The 15,391-nt window shown below is 64.4% G+C and carries 16 protein-coding genes; 10 read left to right on the forward strand and 6 right to left on the reverse strand.

The annotated features are described in order from the left end of the window. The first annotated feature begins 101 nt into the window (after positions 1-101). The 4 genes from kdpB (at position 102) to C5L14_RS28390 (ending at position 6,462) form a co-directional block, all read left to right on the forward strand. Positions 102-2,153 carry a potassium-transporting ATPase subunit KdpB gene (kdpB, locus tag C5L14_RS28375; protein WP_105865414.1) on the forward strand — a complete coding sequence of 684 codons (2,052 nt, stop codon included), beginning with the start codon at positions 102-104 and terminating at the stop codon, positions 2,151-2,153. 152 nt (positions 2,154-2,305) lie between these two features. Further along, positions 2,306-2,908 carry a potassium-transporting ATPase subunit KdpC gene (gene kdpC, locus C5L14_RS28380; RefSeq protein WP_105865415.1) on the forward strand — a complete coding sequence of 201 codons (603 nt, stop codon included), beginning with the start codon at positions 2,306-2,308 and terminating at the stop codon, positions 2,906-2,908. 77 nt (positions 2,909-2,985) lie between these two features. Then, a complete protein-coding gene (locus C5L14_RS28385; RefSeq protein ID WP_105865416.1) occupies positions 2,986-5,652 on the forward strand; it encodes a sensor histidine kinase in 2,667 nt (888 codons plus the stop codon). Positions 5,653-5,781: 129 nt separating this feature from the next. Beyond that, on the forward strand, positions 5,782-6,462 hold the full coding sequence (locus C5L14_RS28390) for a response regulator (RefSeq protein WP_105865417.1): 681 nt from the start codon (positions 5,782-5,784) through the stop codon (positions 6,460-6,462). 36 nt (positions 6,463-6,498) lie between these two features. Here C5L14_RS28390 and C5L14_RS28395 read toward each other — a convergent pair whose 3' ends face one another. Then, on the reverse strand, positions 6,499-7,098 hold the full coding sequence (locus C5L14_RS28395) for a LysE/ArgO family amino acid transporter (protein ID WP_105865418.1): 600 nt from the start codon (positions 7,096-7,098) through the stop codon (positions 6,499-6,501). Between the two features lie 120 nt (positions 7,099-7,218). On the opposite strand from C5L14_RS28395, the gene C5L14_RS28400 reads away from it, so the two are divergent. Further along, on the forward strand, positions 7,219-8,103 hold the full coding sequence (locus C5L14_RS28400) for a LysR family transcriptional regulator ArgP (protein WP_105865419.1): 885 nt from the start codon (positions 7,219-7,221) through the stop codon (positions 8,101-8,103). A 28-nt stretch (positions 8,104-8,131) separates the two neighbouring features. On the opposite strand, the gene C5L14_RS28405 is transcribed toward C5L14_RS28400, so the two are convergent. Together C5L14_RS28405 and C5L14_RS28410 are read right to left on the reverse strand one after the other, a co-directional pair. Then, on the reverse strand, positions 8,132-8,566 hold the full coding sequence (locus C5L14_RS28405) for an NUDIX hydrolase (RefSeq protein WP_105865420.1): 435 nt from the start codon (positions 8,564-8,566) through the stop codon (positions 8,132-8,134). Continuing rightward, on the reverse strand, positions 8,563-8,928 hold the full coding sequence (locus C5L14_RS28410; RefSeq protein ID WP_105865421.1) for a VOC family protein: 366 nt from the start codon (positions 8,926-8,928) through the stop codon (positions 8,563-8,565). The genes C5L14_RS28405 and C5L14_RS28410 overlap by 4 nt, the downstream gene beginning before the upstream one ends. A gap of 341 nt (positions 8,929-9,269) precedes the next feature. On the opposite strand from C5L14_RS28410, the gene C5L14_RS28415 reads away from it, so the two are divergent. The 4 genes from C5L14_RS28415 to C5L14_RS28430 are packed head-to-tail and all read left to right on the forward strand — an operon-like array spanning position 9,270 to position 11,432. Next, positions 9,270-10,307 carry an aldo/keto reductase gene (locus C5L14_RS28415; protein WP_245443625.1) on the forward strand — a complete coding sequence of 346 codons (1,038 nt, stop codon included), beginning with the start codon at positions 9,270-9,272 and terminating at the stop codon, positions 10,305-10,307. A gap of 44 nt (positions 10,308-10,351) precedes the next feature. Further along, positions 10,352-10,765 carry a hypothetical protein gene (locus C5L14_RS28420; RefSeq protein WP_105865422.1) on the forward strand — a complete coding sequence of 138 codons (414 nt, stop codon included), beginning with the start codon at positions 10,352-10,354 and terminating at the stop codon, positions 10,763-10,765. 13 nt (positions 10,766-10,778) lie between these two features. Continuing rightward, positions 10,779-11,009, forward strand: a complete 231-nt coding sequence (locus C5L14_RS28425; protein WP_105865423.1) for a type II toxin-antitoxin system Phd/YefM family antitoxin — start codon at positions 10,779-10,781, stop codon at positions 11,007-11,009. Positions 11,010-11,018: 9 nt separating this feature from the next. Continuing rightward, entirely contained in the window at positions 11,019-11,432 is a 414-nt protein-coding gene (locus C5L14_RS28430; RefSeq protein WP_105865424.1) for a hypothetical protein, read from the forward strand. Positions 11,433-11,468: 36 nt separating this feature from the next. Here the strand turns inward: C5L14_RS28430 and C5L14_RS28435 are convergent, their stop codons facing one another. The 3 genes from C5L14_RS28435 to C5L14_RS28445 form a co-directional block, all read right to left on the reverse strand. Further along, positions 11,469-12,200: a haloacid dehalogenase type II gene (locus tag C5L14_RS28435; protein WP_105865425.1), complete on the reverse strand. Its 732-nt coding sequence runs from the start codon at positions 12,198-12,200 to the stop codon at positions 11,469-11,471. A 194-nt stretch (positions 12,201-12,394) separates the two neighbouring features. Next, on the reverse strand, positions 12,395-12,931 hold the full coding sequence (locus C5L14_RS28440) for an HNH endonuclease (protein ID WP_105865426.1): 537 nt from the start codon (positions 12,929-12,931) through the stop codon (positions 12,395-12,397). Between the two features lie 410 nt (positions 12,932-13,341). Then, positions 13,342-13,521, reverse strand: coding sequence for a hypothetical protein (locus tag C5L14_RS28445; protein WP_146127045.1), 180 nt, complete (start codon positions 13,519-13,521; stop codon positions 13,342-13,344). A 440-nt stretch (positions 13,522-13,961) separates the two neighbouring features. Here C5L14_RS28445 and C5L14_RS28450 point away from each other — a divergent pair, with 440 nt between their 5' ends. Further along, entirely contained in the window at positions 13,962-15,386 is a 1,425-nt protein-coding gene (locus tag C5L14_RS28450; protein WP_245443627.1) for a DHA2 family efflux MFS transporter permease subunit, read from the forward strand. Positions 15,387-15,391 lie beyond the last annotated feature (5 nt).

A 15,391-nucleotide genomic window follows, 5' to 3' on the forward strand; every position in this document is an offset into this window, starting at 1 on the left:
CGTACCGGCTCGGGACACCCTCAGCCACTTTTTCATACCGCATTTTCGTAACGCGAACCTGCATCCGCTTCGTTCGAAAATGCTTTCCGGGAACGGCTGTCATGTCTTCCAAACCTACATCCCCGTCCATGTTCGACGCGGCCATCCTGCTGCCGGCGATCAGGGATGCCTTCGTCAAGCTCGATCCCAGGCTGCTCGTCCGCAACCCGGTGATCTTCGTCACCGAGGTCGTGGCGGCCCTGGTCACCGTGCTCAGCCTGCGTGACGCCTTCACCGGCGCCGGGGCCGGCTTCAGTGCGCAGATCGCCGCCTGGCTGTGGTTCACCGTATTGTTCGCCACCTTCGCCGAAGCCGTGGCCGAGGGGCGCGGCAAGGCGCAGGCCGAGAGCCTCAAGCGCACCAAGTCCGACCTCAAGGCCAAACGCATGCCTTCGGCGGCGGCCGAGCTGGGAAACTTCCAGGTGATCGATGCCACCAGGCTCAGCGTCGGCGACATCGTCATCGTCGAAGCCGGTGACCTCATTCCCGGCGACGGCGAGGTGATCGAAGGCGTGGCGTCGGTCAACGAGAGCGCCATCACCGGCGAATCCGCCCCCGTGATCCGCGAATCCGGCGGCGACCGCTCCGCCGTCACCGGCGGCACGCAGGTGCTGTCGGACTGGATCAAGGTGCGCATCACCACCCAGCCCGGCTCTTCCTTCATCGATCGCATGATCGCGTTGGTCGAGGGCGCCGAGCGCCAGAAAACCCCCAACGAGATCGCCCTGTCGATCCTGCTCTCGGGCATGACGCTGATCTTTCTGATCGCCGTGGTCACGCTGTGGGGCCTTGCCGGCTATTCCGGCACGCTGCTCTCCATCACCGTGCTGGTGGCGCTGCTGGTCACCCTCATCCCCACCACCATCGGCGGCCTGCTCTCGGCCATCGGCATCGCCGGCATGGATCGCCTGATCCGCTTCAACGTGGTGGCCACCTCGGGCCGCGCGGTCGAGGCTGCCGGCGACGTCGATACCCTGCTGCTCGACAAGACCGGCACCATCACCTTCGGCAACCGCATGGCGACCGAATTCCTGGCCGTCCCCGGCGTCAGCGAGCAGGATCTGGCCGAAGCCGTGCTGCTGGCAAGCCTTGCCGACGAGACCCCCGAGGGCCGCTCGATCATCGCCCTTGCCCAGAGCGACTATGGTCTTGCCCAGCCGGACCTGACAGCCAAGGCGATCATCACGATCGCTTTCGCGGCCCAGACCCGCCTCTCGGGTATCGATATCGACGGGCGTTCCATCCGCAAGGGCGCGGTCGATGCGATCGTGAAGTTCGCCGGCACCACGCTGGAGGCCGCCCCTGCCGCCTTCCGCCAGGCGGTGGAGAAGGTTGCCCGCACGGGCGGCACGCCGCTCGGCGTTACCGACGGCAGCCGCATTCTCGGCGTCGTGCACCTCAAGGACGTGGTGAAGCCCGGCATCAAGGAGCGCTTTGCCGAACTGCGTTCGATGGGCATCCGCACGGTGATGGTGACGGGCGACAATCCGATCACCGCCGCCGCGATCGCCTCGGAGGCCGGCGTCGACGACTTCCTGGCCGAAGCCACGCCGGAGGAGAAGCTCGCCTATATCCGCAAAGAGCAGACGGGCGGCCGCCTCATCGCCATGTGCGGCGACGGCACCAATGACGCCCCGGCGCTGGCCCAGGCCGATGTCGGCGTCGCCATGCAGACCGGCACCCAGGCGGCGCGCGAGGCGGGCAACATGGTGGACCTGGACTCCAGCCCCACCAAGCTGATCGAGATCGTCGGCATCGGCAAGCAATTGCTGATGACCCGCGGCTCGCTCACCACCTTCTCGATCGCCAACGACGTCGCCAAATATTTCGCCATCATCCCGGCCCTGTTCATCGCGACCTATCCCGAGCTCGGCGCCCTGAACGTGATGAACCTGGCTTCGCCCCAGTCGGCCATCCTCTCGGCGGTGATCTTCAACGCGCTGATCATCATCGCCCTGATTCCGCTGGCCCTCAAGGGCGTTGCCTACCGGCCGGTCGGCGCGGCGGCGCTGCTCAGGCGCAATCTCCTGGTCTACGGCCTCGGCGGGCTGCTGGTGCCGTTCGTCGGCATCAAGCTGATCGACCTCGTCGTCGCCGCCCTGCACCTGGTGTGACGGCGATGCGCACGAGAAACGGATGGAGCGTGGCCCGCTGGCTCGCTCTGTCCGCGCCGAACCGATCCACCGCCCGCACACCGTCCCTCCTCGCAGGGAGGGCTCCCGCCTTCCGAGGCAATCCCGTTTTCGCTCTCCAAGGGAGCAAACCCATGCTAATCCATCTTCGTCCCGCCATCGTGATGATGGCCCTGTTCACCCTGCTGCTGGGCATTCTCTATCCGCTGGCCGTCACCGGCATCGCCCAGGTCGCCCTGCCCGGCCAAGCCAACGGCAGCCTGATCACCAGCAACAATATGGTGATCGGCTCGTCCCTGATCGGCCAGAATTTCACGTCGGATCGCTATTTCCAGGGCCGTCCCTCGGCGACCTCGGGCACCGATCCCAACGACCCCAGCAAGACGGTGTCCCAGCCCTACAATGCGAGCAACTCGACGGGCTCCAATCTCGGCCCCACATCGAAGGCCCTGGCCGACAGGGTCGCCGCTTCGGTCGAGTCCCTGCGCAAGCAGGGCGTGACCGGCGCCGTTCCCGCCGACGCGGTGACGACCTCGGCTTCCGGCCTCGACCCCGACATTTCGCCGGCCGATGCCGCGCTGCAGATCCAGCGCGTCGCCAAGGCCCGCAATCTGCCGGAGGCGGACGTGAAAGCCCTGGTCGACAACCACACGTCAGGCCGGCTCTTCGGCGTGATCGGCGAGCCGCGCGTCAATGTTCTCGCGCTGAATCTGGCGCTTGATGCTATGAAGAAGTGAATTCTTCGGTGTGCCGGTCTTCGGACCGGCATTTTCTTCAACATGCCGGCCGAAGACCGGCACACCATATCACCCCCATGCCCAGTCCCCCCGACAAACGTCCCGATCCCAACGCCCTGCTGACCCTGGCGGGGCGGGAAGGACGCGGCCGGCTCACCGTCTTTCTCGGCGCGGCGCCGGGCGTCGGCAAGACCTATGCCATGCTGTCGCGGGCGCGGCGTGAAAAGCAGGCCGGCGTCGATGTCGTTGTCGGTATCGTCGAGACGCATGGCCGCAGTGAAACGGCCGCCCTGACCGAGGGGCTCGAGATCCTGGCGCGGCGGACGGTCGACTATCGCGGCCGCGAGCTCGAAGAGTTCGACATCGACGCGGCGCTCGCCCGCCGGCCGCGCCTGATCATCGTCGACGAGCTTGCCCACACCAATGCCCCGGACAGCCGCCATCCCAAGCGCTACCAGGATGTCGAGGAGCTGATCGGCGCCGGCATCGATGTATGGACGGCGCTGAACATCCAGCACCTGGAAAGCCTGGTCGATGTCGTCTCGCGCATCACCGGGGTGACGGTGCGCGAAAGTGTACCGGACAGCGTGATCAAGAAAGCCGACGAGGTCATCGTCGTCGATATCACGCCCACCGAACTGATCCAGCGCCTGGAAGACGGCAAGGTCTATCTGCCCGACAATGCCAGGCGCGCTGCCGACGGCTTTTTCAGGCCGGGCAATCTCACCGCCTTGCGCGAGCTCGCTTTGCGCCGCACGACCGAGCGCGTCGACGACCAGATGCTGGCCTATCTGCGCCAGAATGCCATCGAAGGACCGTGGGAAACGGCCGACAGGCTGATCGTCTGCGTCGGGCCCGACAAGTTTTCCCAGCAGGTCGTGAGAGCGGCCGGCCGGCTTGCCACCGGGCTGAATGCGGACTGGCTGGCCGTGACCGTCGAGCGCCCCGGCCAGGAAGTCGGCGGCGAGGCGCTTGCCGAGCTCGAGGCCAATCTGCGTCTGGCCGAGCGCCTGGGTGCGGAAGTCAGGCGCCTCAACGGCCACGACTATGTCGGCGAAATTCTGAGATTGGCCCGCGCCGAGAACGTCACCCAGATCGTGCTCGGCAGCGGCAGGGCGAGCTGGTGGCAGCGCGCCACCGGGCGCTCCCTGGCCGACGATCTCCTGCACCGCTCCGAGGAGATCAACGTCACCGTCATCACCAACACCGTGGCCGAAGCCCCTCCCGCCCGGCAATGGTGGCGCCGGCTCGTCCTGCAGCCTTCCCTGGCCGGTCTCGCCATGGCCGTCGGCTGCGTCGCGGCGGCAGTCGGCATCGGTGTCGGCCTCAGGCATTTCGTCTATCTGCCCAACGCCTCCATGCTCTTCCTGATGGCGGTGCTCGCCAGCGCCCTCACGGTCGGGCGCTGGAGTGCCATCACGGCGGCGGTGCTGTCCTTCTTCGCCTATAATTTCTTCTTCATTCCGCCGCTCTACACCTTCACCATCGCCGAGCCGCACGAGGTCTTCGCCCTCGCCGTGTTCCTGATCGTGGCCGTGGTGGCGGGCGACCTCGCCGGACGGGTCCGCGAGCGGGCGGAGGGCGAAGGGCGGCGGGCCGCCAACATCATGTCGCTCTACGAATTCTCCCGGAAGCTTTCCGGCATCACCAGCCTGGACGACGTGCTCTGGGCGGCGGTCGCCCATGCCCAGGCGACGCTGCACGGACGCGTCGTCATCGCCGTGCCCCAGGAGGACGAGCTCGCCGTTGCCGCCGCCTGGCCGCCGGACATCAGCCTGGATACAACCGACATGACGGCGCTGCGCTGGGCCTTTGAAAAGAGAGAGATCGCCGGCCGGGGAACCGGCACCCTGCCCAATATCGCCTTCGAGTTCAGGCCGATCCTCACCCCGAACGGCGCCGTGGGCGTGCTCGGCCTGGCGCAACCCGAGGGCGCCGAGCCGCTTTCCCCGGCCGAGGAGCGCATTCTCGTCGCCATCCTCGACCAGACCGCCATCGCCATCGACCGGGCCAAGCTCGCAAAGGAGAATGTGCGCACCGCCGCGCTCGAGGAAAGCGAGAAGCTGCGCAGCGCCCTGCTCTCCTCTCTCTCGCACGATCTGCGCACACCGCTGGCCTCCATCACCGGCGCCGTCACCACGCTGCGCCAGCTCGGCACCAAGATGAACGAGGAAAGCCGCGACGATTTGCTCGCCTCCATCGAAGAAGAGGCAGCCCGGCTGAGCCGCTTTGTCGCCAACCTCCTCGACATGAGCCGCCTGGAAGCCGGCGCCCTCAATGCGAGGCGCGATTTCCTCGACGTCGCCGACGTCGTCCGCACCGCCGTCGATCGCGCGCGGAAAGCCTTCCCCACCCGCCTGATCGAAACCAGCCTGGCGGCCGACCTGCCGCCGGTGCGCGGCGACCAGGCCCTGCTCGGCCAGGTGCTGTTCAACCTGCTCGACAATGCCCATAAATATGGCGGAGACGATACGCCCACCGCCGTGTTCGCCCGGCGCGAGGACGACGAGGTGGTTGTTACCATCACCGATCAGGGCAAGGGCATTCCCCCCGATGATCTGGAGAGAATCTTCGACAAGTTCTACCGGCGGGGCAAGGTCGACGGACGCGCGCCGGGCACCGGCCTTGGCCTGTCGATCAGCCGCGGCTTCATCGAGGCGATGGGCGGCACCATCACCGCCGAAAGCCCTGCCGTGCGCAAGCGCGGCACCCGCATTGTCATCCGCCTGCCGGCCGGGGCATGATGGTATGTACCTTTCCGCTGTGCCGATCTCCAGACCGGCATCGATACCGTTCCTGCGCCGATCTGGAGATCGGCACACCCGAGCACGGACGGGCAGACCCGCCCCCGGTTCCGTCGAAAGTTCCTTCGCATGCACATTCTGGTTGTCGACGACGAGCCGCAGATCCAGCGTTTTCTCAAACCGGCGCTCATCGCCGCCGGCTACGAGGTGACGCCGGCTGTCAACGGCGCCGACGCCGTGCGCCTGATCGCCACCGCCGCGCCGGATCTCGTCATCCTCGATCTCGGCCTACCCGACATGGACGGCAAGGACATCATCGCCAAAGTGCGTGAGTGGTCGAAAGTGCCCGTTATCGTGCTGTCGGCGCGCGACCGGGAGACCGAGAAGATCGCCGCCCTTGATCTCGGTGCCGACGACTATGTCGAGAAGCCCTTCGGCATCGGCGAATTGATCGCCCGCATCCGCACGGCCCTGCGCCACAAGGCGCAGGACGAGGGCAACACCACCCGTTTCGAGAGGGACGGCCTTGTCATCGATACGCTGAAACGGCTGGTGAGCCGGGATGGCGAGGCCATTCGCGTCACGCCCAAGGAATACGATCTGCTTGCCATGCTGGCACGCCACGCCGGTCGCGTCGTCACCCATCGCCAATTGCTGACCTCGGTGTGGGGGCCGGCGCATGCCGAGGACCTGCATTATCTACGCGTCTTCATCGGCCAGCTCAGAACCAAGATCGAGCGCGACCCCGCCAATCCCCGCATCATCCAGACAGAGCCCGGCATCGGCTATCGCCTGAAGGACGAGGAGTGAGCGCGGGGGGCGGTTTGAGGACCGGCCTCAATCCGTTCACATCACCAGCTTCAACGCCAGCCCGCACATGGTCATGCCGATCAGCCCGTCCAGCACCCGCCAGGCACCGGGCCGGGCGAAGAGCGGGCGCAGAAGGCGCGCGCCATAGCCGAGCGAGAAGAAGAACAGGAAGGAGGCGCTGACCGCACCGGCACCGAAGGCCAGCTTGGCACCCTGATATTGCGTGGAGATCGAGCCGAGCAGCACTACCGTGTCGAGATAGACATGCGGGTTGAGCCAGGTGAAGGCGAGGCAGGTGGCGAGCGCCGGGCCAAGTCCAAGCCCCACACCATCGGCCGGATCGAGCACGCCATGATCGGCAAGCGCCGAGCGGAAGCTGCGCAGGCCGTACAGGATGAGGAAGGCGGCACCGCCATAGCGCATCACCGGCTCGATCCAGGGCACGGCCACGCCCACCGCCTGGAAGCCGGCGACACCGATGCTGATCAGCACGGCATCGGACAAAGCGCAGACGAGGCAGACCCAGAACACATGTTCGCGCCTGAGACCCTGCCGCAGCACGAAGGCGTTCTGCGCCCCGATCGCCACGATCAGGCTGAGGCCGAGCAGGAATCCGGATATGAGCGCGTTGGTCATGGTCTTCCCCTTTGCGGGCTTCCCCGATCCCTGCCGATCGCCGGGAATGGCGTTTGACTACACGCGCCATGAGAATTAGAAAATTTAAATAACCTATCTCTGGATTAGGAAAATTAATCCATGCTGGACTATGCGCTGCTGGAAGCGCTGGCCGCCGTGGTGCGCACCGGTTCCTTCGACAAGGCGGCGCAGGAGATCGGGGTGACGCCTTCGGCGATCTCGCAGCGGGTCAAACTCCTGGAAGAGCGCCTGGGCACCGGCCTGGTCGTCAGGGGACAGCCCTGTACGGCGACGCCGGCCGGCAAGCGGCTTTGCCGCCATGCCGAGGAAGTCGGCCTGATGGAGCATGCACTGCGCGGCGAACTGGGGGGCCTGGTGCCGCCGGGGCCCGCCCCTACCGTGCGCATCGCCGTCAATGCCGACAGCTTGGCGACCTGGTTCCTTCCCGCCCTGTCCGGCCTGGAGGGACGCCTGTTCGACCTGGTGCTCGACGATGAGAGCAACACCGCCGAGTGGCTGCGCCGCGGCGAGGTCAGCGCCGCCGTCGCCACCGCGCCGGGCCCGGTCCAGGGCTGCGGCACCCGCGCCCTCGGGACGCAGACCTACATCGCCACCGCCAGCCCTGCCTTCATGCGGCGCTGGTTCCCGGATGGCGCCGACGAGGAAGCCTTGCGCAAAGCCCCCTGCCTGACCTTCAACAACAAGGACGCGCTGCAGGACCGCTGGCTGGTCGAGACCTTCGGCAAGCCCATTCGCCGCCCGAGCCACTGGATCCCCTCCTCCGGCGGCTTCGTCGACGGCGCGCTCGCCGGGCTCGGCTGGGGCATGAACCCGCTCTCCATGGTGACCGCCCATCTCGAACAGGGAACCCTCGTGGCCATGCGCCCTGGCTCACGGCTGCTGGTGCCGCTCTACTGGCATTGGAGCCGGGCCGTCGAAAAGGGCCTCAAGGACATCACCGCCTCGATCCTGCGCACGGCAAGGGAGCGATTGGCGCAGGACTGAGTTTCCTCGGTGCGTGGCATCGCGAAACTCAGGCGCTGCGCGAAATTCGGTGCAGCATGGCGCCATGTCCCGCGATCAGATCGGGCTCGCCTTCGTCCAGCCGCCACCAGAACAGCTCCAGAGGAATTGGGGCGGGGCCGCCGTGGTCCTCGAAATGGCGCCAGCGGGCCGGAGCAATGCCGGTGAAGATGGCGTGAAAGAAAAAGCGCCGATGCCGTTCTTGTTTGCCCCACGGCCTCATGTCGCGGGTCGTCTCGCCGAGGAAGGCCCGAATCCGGAACGCCGTCAGCCCCGTCTCTTCCATCAACTCGCGGCGAGCCGCATCCTTCGGATCCTCGCCAGCCTCTACGGTGCCAGCCGGAACCTGCAGGCCAGCCTCGGGGTGGCCGGGATGAGCGAGCAACAAGAGCTCCGATCTCCCCCGGGTCAGGTAGACGAAGGCTTTGGGGACGATCAGGCTCATGCCGGCTCGAACAGCTCGACCACATTGCCCGAGGGGTCTTCACAAAGGATCTGCCGGCCGCCCGGCCCCTCGACGATCTCATTGCGAAACCGCACGTCGCGCCCGCGCAGCCTAGCCACCAGGCCCGGCAGATCCCGAACCTCCAGGACGAAGCGATTCCATCCGCCCGGCTCGGGCTTGCGTCCATCAGGCATGGGTCTTGCGGCGGAGGCCATCGGCCCCGCAAGCCAGAGCGAAAGATCGCCGCGCTTCAAGATCGCCATTGCAGGCCCGAATTGCCGTTCGAGCCCGAATTCCAGATGACTCGTATAAAATGCTACGGCAAGCTCGACATCCGCAACCATGTACCGAACCGTCGCCATTGCAGCGCTCCCAAGTCGTCATTCTTTCGTTGCGCGCCTCATGAACGACGACTTTAGCATCGGATTCCGGCGACGTCGCCGAAATCAGGGATTTGGCTCAGACGATCGATCAGCGCGGTGTCGATGCTCATTCGGCGGCCTTTGCCAGCTGGGAATGGGGAAGGGAGAGATCGCCGGGCAGAGCGGCGGTGACCTTGGTGCCGCCGAGATCGACGCCGAGCGAAAGGTGGTCGCTTTTCCAGAGGCGTCAAGAGGCATCCCCTCTGGACAGCAAGCCGTTTGCCACTACCATTGTCGGACAAATCAGAATCCAACCTTCAAGACTTCAGGGACGGAAATCCATGCAGCTCCCCCTCATGCCCGGCAATGCCGCGCCTCGCCGGCTCGGCAAGACTTCCGTCATGCTCACACCCGTCGGCCTCGGCGGCGGCCCGATGGGGGACATGTTCGAGAACCTCGACGAGGATAAGGTCCGCGCCACCTTCAGGGGCGCCTGGGACGCCGGCATCCGTTATTTCGACACCTCGCCCTGGTATGGCCGCGGCCTCAGCGAATTGCGTTTCGGCGAGGCGCTGCGGCAGCGCCCGCGCTCGGATTTCATCCTCTCCACCAAGATCGGCCGCACCTTTCACCGGCCCAAGGACGTCGATAATTTCAAGGGACCGTTCTGGTATGGCGGCCTCTCCTTCCAGGAGCGCTTCGACTATACCTATGACGGCGTGATGCGCGCCTATGAGCAGAGCCAGATGCGGCTCGGCATCAATCGCATCGACCTCCTGCTCATCCATGACCTCGACGTGCCGCATGTCGGCTCGGCCGACCTGGTGGCCCAGCATTTCCTCGATCTGGAGCGTTCGGGCTGGCGCGCGCTCGAAATGCTCAAGCACTACGGCGAGATCCAGGGCATCGGCGCCGGCGTCAACGTGCTCGGCACCATTCCCGAAATGCTCAAGCGCTTCGACCTCGATTTCTTCCTGGTCGCCATGCCCTACACTCTGATCGACCAGGGCCCGCTCGACCTCGAATTCCCGCTCTGCGAGGAGCGCGGGGTCGGCGTGGTGATCGGCTCGCCCTTCGCCTCCGGCATCCTCGCCACCGGCGCCGGCGTGCCCACGCCCTATTATCGCTACACGCCGGCCGCCCCGGAGATCATCGAGAAGGTGCGGCGGATCGAGGCCGTCTGCGCCGCTCACAACGTGCCGCTGAAGGCGGCCGCCTTCCAGTTCGTGCTGCGTCACCCGCTCGTGGCGAGCGTGATCTCGGGTGCCGTCACGCCGGAACAGGCGGCCGAGAATGTCAGCCTGCTCGGTGTTGCCATTCCCGACGCCTTCTGGAGCGATTTGCGCCAGCAGGGCCTGATCGACGCGAGGGCGCCGTAGCCCGGAAGCACGAGCATCAGGCGCAAGACCCGAGAGGGAGCGACATGCAAACATCATTCTTTGGAACGGATGTCGATGCAGTCCAGGTCTTGCGCTGGTTTTACGACATTCCGGAAATGAAATTCTTCGAGGACCACTCTCGCCCCGATCAGCCCAATCGTTGGTTTGAAACATGGGATGAAACGGTCGCCTATTTTCAAGGTGGCCGTTCCAGTCTAGCGGCGTGGCCTCGGAATGTCGGCGGCACTCCGGTCAGGGAGCAGATAAGCTTCACCGGAGATCTGCAACGCCAGCTCGGCGCCAAGGGGCGGTCCGTGCTGCACAGCCCGGCACTCATCCGGATTATCCGCAACGGCGATCAGATGGCACCGATCAGGCAGAACCGGTCAGCCTATCTGCAATCAAGGCTGCATGGAGGAAATCTTGCAAATCTTGTCCAATTTGTCTATTTTGTCTAAATTGGAGCTTGACATGAAGTCCTTCGCCTCCACGCAATTGAAACAGAACCTCGGTGACATTCTCGCAGCCGCCGAGCACGAACCGATTGCCATCACCCGGCATCGCAAGGCTCGCTACGTGCTGATGGATATCGAAACGTATGAACGACGCTTCGCAGGCGATCCGCGCCGCAGCTATGCCATCGAGGAAATACCGGCCGAGCACCTGAAGCTGCTCGAGGAAGCGGAAGCGGGTTTAAAGTAGAGCCGGTTCATGCCAAAACCTCGATCCGGTGATCTTTGGCATTATGATTATCTCTGGCGTCGGCAGCACGGGGCCGGCGAGACGGAAGGACGAAAAGCACGTCCGGTCTCTTTGGTCGCCGTCGTCGTCGACAAGGCAGGCAAGACCAATCTCTTCATTCTTCCCATCACCTCTTCGCCTCCCTCCCCGGACAGACTGGCATTGGAGGTGCCGAAACTTGAACGAAGACGGGCGGGTCTCGACGACATGCCGCTGTGGGTCATGCTGGACGAGTACAACCACGACCTACTGGAGAAGTCGTTCTATTTCGATCCCGCCGCGCATATTGGCCGGTTCAGCGAGGCGTTCCATCAGACAGTATTGCGCACTTTCATGGCTGCGATAAGAGATCGACGAACTCGGAAGGTGCCGCGCACGGACTGACGCCCCGCGGCAGAAACAGACAATCGCCGTGACAGGTCAGAAGTGAGTGGCGAGTGCTCTGCGATGCGCCTCGGCCAGCGCGCCGAGGCTGTGGAAGTGAAAATCCGGCTCTGGCACACCTTCGACCACCAAGGTGGCGCCGCCCTGTTTGCCGGCGCGGCGGTCGATCCAGGCCCGTGCCAGGCCGATCCGCGCCGCCGGGACGTGATCGTGGTGCAGGCTCTGGGCGGTGTGCAGCACATCGGCCGGTTCGAGGCCGAACTGCAGCGACAAATGCTCGAGCAGATAGCTGAAATTGCGCGGATCGGGTTTGTAGGAGCCGACATCCTCAGCGGTGTAGACCGCATCGAAAAGGCCACCGAGCTTGGCGTTGCTGGCCGCGAAGCTGCGGCGGTCGACATTGGAAAGCACGACCAGCCGGTAGTGCCGCTTGAGATAAGCCAGCGCCTCCGCCGAATCCGGAAAGGCCGGCCAGTCCGGCACGGAAGCCCCGAAGCGTTCATGCAGGTCGGCATGGACGGCGATGCCCCAGTCCTGCGCCAGCTGGGCATGGGTGACGGCGAGCAGGGTCGAATAGAGCAGCGAAGGGGTCTGGAGTTCCTGCTCGGTCTCGCGGCGGGCGAAGGCGGCGAGCGCTTCCTCGCGGCCGATGGTACGCCGGGCGGCGCTGAGTAGGGGCTGGAGCGCATTCCAGATGCCGGTTTCCCAGTCGATCAGCGTGCCGTAGCAATCGAACGTCAGCACCTTGAAATCGGTCAGTTCCGGCATCTTTCTCTCCTAGAGCAAAGCGCGTTCAAGCGTGAACGCTTATTTGCTTTAACTCGTTGTTCTGACGCGTCTTTGCGATTCTTGGTGACTCCGTCTAATCGCAAAACGCTATAGAAGGCAATTTCGATCGATCAAGCCATGATCGCGCAAAAAGAGGGCGGTGTCGCCACCGCCCTCTTCCGGATCGACGATCCTCACGAAACCAGTTCGCTGTCCCAGTAGAGATAGTCGACCCAGCTTTCGTGCAGATAGTTGTGCGGATAGTGCCGGCTGGCCTCCAGGAGTTCCCAGGGAGACGGCCGCGCGGGCTTGCGCAAGGGCTTCATGTCCATGCGGTCCGCCTTACGGGCATTGCAGTCGCCGCAGGCCGCCACGATGTTCTCCCACGAGGTGGCGCCGCCCTTTGAGCGGGGAACCACATGCTCGAATTGGAGATCGCGGGCTTGGAAGCCATCGCCGCAATATTGGCAAGTGAAGCCGTCGCGCAGGAACAGGTTGAAACGGGTGAACGGCACCGTGCGCTCCACCTTCTGATAATCGCGCAAGGCGACGACGGAGGGCAGGCGCATCGTCGTCGACGGGCTGCGCACCACGGCATCATATTCCGCCACCACGCTCACGCGGTCGAGAAACACGGCCCTCAGCGCATCCTGCCACGACAGCAGCGACAGCGGAAAATACCGCAAGGGTCTGAAATCGGCATTCAATATCAAAGCGGGGTGGGACGACATGACTACCTCAACGCTCGACTCCTGGAGTTAACACTGGCTGGAGGAATGGATGGCCGGTTGCCCGGCCGGCGGCCAAAGCGTTTTGCGATTTCCCGGGAGCGCCAGGAAACGCAAGGACGCGTCTAAACAAAGGGCTAGAGCAAACGAGCGTTCAGCCTTGAACGCGCCTTGCTCTAGTTTCGCTGTCTGACTCCCGGCCAGCCCCGTTGGCTGGTCTAGCTGGACAGTTGTCCGGCAACGAAAAGACGAAAAGATGACAGCATGATGATGTGCACGCGGGCCAACGGCCAAGCCGGAAACGCAGCTCGGACAGGCCCGTGCGCATGCCTGCTGCTCGGTGGATGTGGAGTGTGCCGTGGGCGTACATACCCTCCTGCCATCAAGGCGGAGGGGACTGCCCTGCCGCCGGTTCAGAGTCTCGTGTGATCCTGCGCCAGTCGGGCGACGATCAAACGGTTCGCGTTCGACAGGTCGCTGCCGGCACCCTCGCACTGACTGCGGACACTCATGCCCATGCCCGGCATGAAGGCCGGCAATGGGAAGGCGTCATCCGCAAAAGCAAAGATGTTGAAACGGGTCGGCAACGGCATGTCCGGCGCTTGAGGGAAGAGGCCCATCCCCTTCCCGATAAATAGGCTTATGCCGCCCGAAAACGACAAAAATCAAGCGCGAAAGCATCGTTCATTCGCGAAAACAGCAAAATTTTCGAAAGAATCTTACTCTTTTTTGAGAAGAACAATCCCTCGGGATAATGTCTTATACGTTTGGATAAGATCTTGGTCCGTGGTCAGCAGGAGCAAGCGAGCCCCAGAATGGGCGTGCATCTCACGCAGTGCGATTCAGCTATGCGAAACTATATGTTGTCTCTCCCTACTTTTGCCATTTCGTCAGAACAAAAGCATGCCTATAACCAACCAAGCGTCATGACCGGCATTCGAGTCGGCCACCATTTTGGCCCGCCCCTCGGGACGGGCCTTGTCATGAATTGCCTGCTCCAATGTCCGAAGTGACCGCCGGCCCGATGCCTCGAATGGCACGGCCCAATTTCAGAACCACCGCGCTGATCATTGCCAGCGCCATGTTCATGGAACAGCTCGACGCCACCATCCTGGCGACTGCCCTGCCGACCATGGCGAACTCCTTCGACGTTTCGCCGGCGCATATGAGCATCGCGCTGACCTCCTATCTGCTCAGCCTAGCCGTGCTGATCCCCGCCAGTGGCAAGATCGCCGACCGCTACGGCGCCCGCAGCGTGTTCTCGATCGCCATCGCCGTGTTCATGCTGGGCTCGATCCTGTGCGCCTGGGCGCCGACCCTGCCCGTCCTGGTCGCCGCGCGGCTGCTACAAGGCGCTGGCGGGGCGATGATGGTGCCGGTCGGTCGCCTCGTGCTGCTGCGCACCGTCGACAAATCGGACCTCGTCTCCGCCATGGGCTGGCTGCTGGTGCCGGCGCTGATCGGCCCGATCCTCGGCCCGCCGGTCGGGGGCTTCATCGTCACCTTCCTCGACTGGCGCTGGATCTTCTACATCAACATCCCGATCGGCCTGCTCGGCCTGGTGCTCACCCAGATCTTCATTCCCAACATGAAGGAAGACAAGCGCGAGCCCTTCGACATGAAAGGTTTCGTGCTTTCGGGCATTTCACTCGCCTGCCTGCTGTTCGGCTTCGAAATGACCAGCCGCGGCAGCGCCGGCGAAGCGCCGCTCGCCATCGCTCTCCTGGTGATCGGCGTCGTCAGCGGTGCCATTTATGTCGTCCACGCCCGCAAGCCGCGCGACTTCGCCCCGATCCTCGACCTCAGCCTGATGCGGGTGCGCACCTTCCGCATCTCGCTGGTCGCCGGCTCGCTGTCGCGCATCACGCAAGGCGCCCAGCCCTTCCTGCTGCCGCTGATGATGCAGATCGGTTTCGGCATGTCGGCGGTGGAGAGCGGCCTGCTCACCTTCGCCACTGCTTGCGGCTCCATGCTGATGAAGGCGGCGGCCAAGCCGATCCTCAAGCGGTTCGGCTTCCGCACCACGCTGATCTGGAACAGCGTGTTTTCCAGCATGCTCTACGCAGCCTGCGCCCTGTTCCGCCCGGACTGGCCGCATTGGGCCATCTTTGCCGTGCTGCTGGTCTGCGGGTTCTCGATGTCGCTGCAATTCACCGCCTACAACACCGTGTGCTACGACGACATTCCGCCGACCCGCACGTCCTCGGCCAACAGCTTCTACACCACCTTCCAGCAATTGATGCTGTCCTTCGGCATCTGCGCCGGCGCCCTCGCCTTGACCGGCTCCAAGCTGGTGCTGGGGCATGAGCACGCCACGCTCACGGACTTCTCGATGGCGTTCCTGTTCGTCACCGCAATTTCCCTGCTGGCTTCGCCGGTGAACGCCAAGCTGCCCTACAATGCCGGGGCTTCGATGAGCGGTCATCGCAACCGGCATGAGGCCGAGCAGCCGACCTGACGAGG

This window comes from Labrys okinawensis, assembly GCF_002982075.1.
Classification (GTDB): domain Bacteria; phylum Pseudomonadota; class Alphaproteobacteria; order Rhizobiales; family Labraceae; genus Labrys; species Labrys okinawensis_A.

Coding starts and splice junctions, on each gene's coding strand:
- C5L14_RS28390 (WP_105865417.1), top strand. CDS start 5,782: ATGCACATTCTGGTTGTCGACGACGAGCCGCAGATCCAGCGTTTTCTC.
- C5L14_RS28440 (WP_105865426.1), bottom strand. CDS start 12,931: ATGTCGTCCCACCCCGCTTTGATATTGAATGCCGATTTCAGACCCTTG.
- kdpB (WP_105865414.1), top strand. CDS start 102: ATGTCTTCCAAACCTACATCCCCGTCCATGTTCGACGCGGCCATCCTG.
- C5L14_RS28405 (WP_105865420.1), bottom strand. CDS start 8,566: ATGAGCCTGATCGTCCCCAAAGCCTTCGTCTACCTGACCCGGGGGAGA.
- C5L14_RS28450 (WP_245443627.1), top strand. CDS start 13,962: ATGGCACGGCCCAATTTCAGAACCACCGCGCTGATCATTGCCAGCGCC.
- C5L14_RS28425 (WP_105865423.1), top strand. CDS start 10,779: ATGAAGTCCTTCGCCTCCACGCAATTGAAACAGAACCTCGGTGACATT.
- C5L14_RS28410 (WP_105865421.1), bottom strand. CDS start 8,928: ATGGCGACGGTTCGGTACATGGTTGCGGATGTCGAGCTTGCCGTAGCA.
- C5L14_RS28385 (WP_105865416.1), top strand. CDS start 2,986: ATGCCCAGTCCCCCCGACAAACGTCCCGATCCCAACGCCCTGCTGACC.
- C5L14_RS28395 (WP_105865418.1), bottom strand. CDS start 7,098: ATGACCAACGCGCTCATATCCGGATTCCTGCTCGGCCTCAGCCTGATC.
- C5L14_RS28430 (WP_105865424.1), top strand. CDS start 11,019: ATGCCAAAACCTCGATCCGGTGATCTTTGGCATTATGATTATCTCTGG.
- C5L14_RS28400 (WP_105865419.1), top strand. CDS start 7,219: ATGCTGGACTATGCGCTGCTGGAAGCGCTGGCCGCCGTGGTGCGCACC.
- C5L14_RS28435 (WP_105865425.1), bottom strand. CDS start 12,200: ATGCCGGAACTGACCGATTTCAAGGTGCTGACGTTCGATTGCTACGGC.
- C5L14_RS28445 (WP_146127045.1), bottom strand. CDS start 13,521: ATGCCGTTGCCGACCCGTTTCAACATCTTTGCTTTTGCGGATGACGCC.
- C5L14_RS28420 (WP_105865422.1), top strand. CDS start 10,352: ATGCAAACATCATTCTTTGGAACGGATGTCGATGCAGTCCAGGTCTTG.
- C5L14_RS28415 (WP_245443625.1), top strand. CDS start 9,270: ATGCAGCTCCCCCTCATGCCCGGCAATGCCGCGCCTCGCCGGCTCGGC.
- kdpC (WP_105865415.1), top strand. CDS start 2,306: ATGCTAATCCATCTTCGTCCCGCCATCGTGATGATGGCCCTGTTCACC.